The following is a 2,500-nucleotide window of genomic DNA, read 5'->3' on the forward strand; positions in this document are numbered from 1 at the left end:
AGGAACGAGCACAGCAGACGCTACTGGCGCTTGGTCAGTTGCAGTGCATGACTTAGCCAGTGGGCATTATGAGGTCACGGCTACCAGCAGTGATGTCTATGGTGTTACGTCATCAACGTCAAAAGCCTATGATTTCATCGTTGATGCAACCCCTCCTGCAGCCCCAATTATTACAGGGTTACAAGATCATTTAACGCTGAACATGTCAGAAGATGCCTGGGAAGGTAATGCTCAATTCCAACTTTATGTTAATGGTAGCGCTGTAGGCCCCGTGCAAACAGTTACAGCAGATCATCATAACGGAGAAAAACAAGCTTTTGAGTATTATATCCCATATAATAAAAATTATAATGACTTATCAATAGTATATTTAAATGATGCCTTTGATATAAAAAGTGGGGGGGATAGAAATCTATATTTGAATGACTATAAATTAAATAATAATTTTATTGATAATTCTTTTTATTTTGGTCTTGGTGGCGGGTATGATTTATTTAAAATAAGGCTAAACAACTCTAATGAGTTGTCTAGTCAATCTGAAAATGCTTTAGCTGGAACAGCAACACCAAATACACAAATTACATTAAAGTTTATACAAAATAATATATTGATTAAAACAATAAATACGTATTCAGACAATAATGGAAATTGGAGAATCAACTCCGATGGGATCGATAACGGATATTATGATATATATATAAACTCCGAAGATGAATATGGAATTAAATCTAAATTAACGAATTTTAATATTGTTGTTAACGACAATAATAATACACAACCAACTTTATCGAAATTTATAAAAAATGAATACGATGGAACGGCTTACTTAGAAGGTTCATCTTCTCCCAATAGTATTGTTAATATATATTCATATGTATTTGGAAATAAAATTTATTTAGGAAATGTAAACGCATCAGAAAGTGGATATTGGAACATTCATTTATCCCACATATATGGTAAATATAATAATATTATTATTAATTCGGTTGGTTTAAATTCAATAATATCTAAAGATTTATTGGTTGGATCAATTAATTATAATTATTCTCTATCATCATCAAGTAAAATTTATGTTGGTGGAAACGTTCCGTTAATTGATTATGCAGATAAATATAAAGATATATATAATAATACCTCTATATATCTACAAGAAGATCAGGTTATTAAAGAAAATTATAATGGAGATTTAAGCAAAATTTATAGTCTTATAGATAATAAGACTTATTCATTCGCTGAAATAAATGAAAAACCAGCTTCTTATGCGAAGGGATGGTTTGATAGCAATTGGAATCAGTTTTTTAATTCAAGAAATATAATAACAAATAAAATAAACATGATTATTGACTTTAATCAACAAAATTGGTTCGTGGATTTTTTGGAAAATGTTAGTGCTGCCCGAGATTATGGGGTAATATGCGTCTCTCCTATTTTTTCACCCAATGGAATAAGTGATATTGGTAGTTTCTTAAACGATTCTTCATATATTAATATTAAGAATGCGGCCCTAATAGGGGGAGGAATTACTATTGATTCACCACCAAATTACTTTTTTTCTCAAAGTAAGGTTTACCAAGATTTTATCTTGGATGAAATAGGATGGGCAAATAAAAATAATATTTTAGTATCATTAATATTATCTCCATATGGAGATGAAAATCAATTCTCTGAAAACTCCATTAAATTAATTAATTTAATTAATAGGAATCTTAAGGTAGATAATTTTATTGTTGAAAACTATAATGGATCAAATGTTAATATAGGAGATATTAATGACAATAATTCATTATTAAATGTATCAAAAAATTTTTGGTATATTCCAAATGCACCTGAAAACATAGATTATAAAGATTTATCCATTATTGGTACAACCAGTTCTAATGCGACTGTAAAGCTATATTTACAGGATGGAAGCCTTCTAGGAACGAGCACAGCAGACGCTACTGGCGCTTGGTCAGTTGCAGTGCATGACTTAGCCAGTGGGCATTATGAGGTCACGGCTACCAGCAGTAATACCTATGGTGTTACGTCATCAACATCAAAAGCCTATGATTTCATCGTTGATGCAACCCCTCCTGCCGCCCCAATTATTACAGGGTTACAAGATCATTTAACGCTGAACATGTCAGAAGATGCCTGGGAAGGTAATGCTCAATTCCAACTTTATGTTAATGGTAGCGCTGTAGGCCCCGTGCAAACAGTTACAGCAGATCATCATAACGGAGAAAAACAAGCTTTTGAGTACTGGGGGAACTTCCCGCCAAACACGAAATTTGAACTTGTGTATTTAAATGATGCATGGGATCCAAAATCTGATGGTGACCGAAACCTATATTTGTACTCTGCTCAACTAAACAATGAAAATATTAGTGACGAAAAAAGCTACCTATTAGGAGGGGGACATCCGATTGGTTTTTCGCCTGAAGGTGCGAATAAAAACTCAATTATTGAAGGAACCTCTGTAGCGCTATCTGGCACATCCAGTTCTAATACGGTCATAAAG

Annotated in this window: 1 protein-coding gene; it reads left to right on the forward strand. The window is 32.8% G+C overall.

Annotation, left to right across the window (positions count from 1 at the left end; translation table 11 throughout):
- The coding region (locus NTH01S_RS11330; protein WP_218015993.1) for a carbohydrate-binding domain-containing protein at positions 1-2,500 on the forward strand (2,500 nt) is incomplete at both ends.

The organism is Neokomagataea thailandica NBRC 106555, assembly GCF_001598495.1.
Taxonomy (GTDB): domain Bacteria; phylum Pseudomonadota; class Alphaproteobacteria; order Acetobacterales; family Acetobacteraceae; genus Gluconobacter; species Gluconobacter thailandicus_A.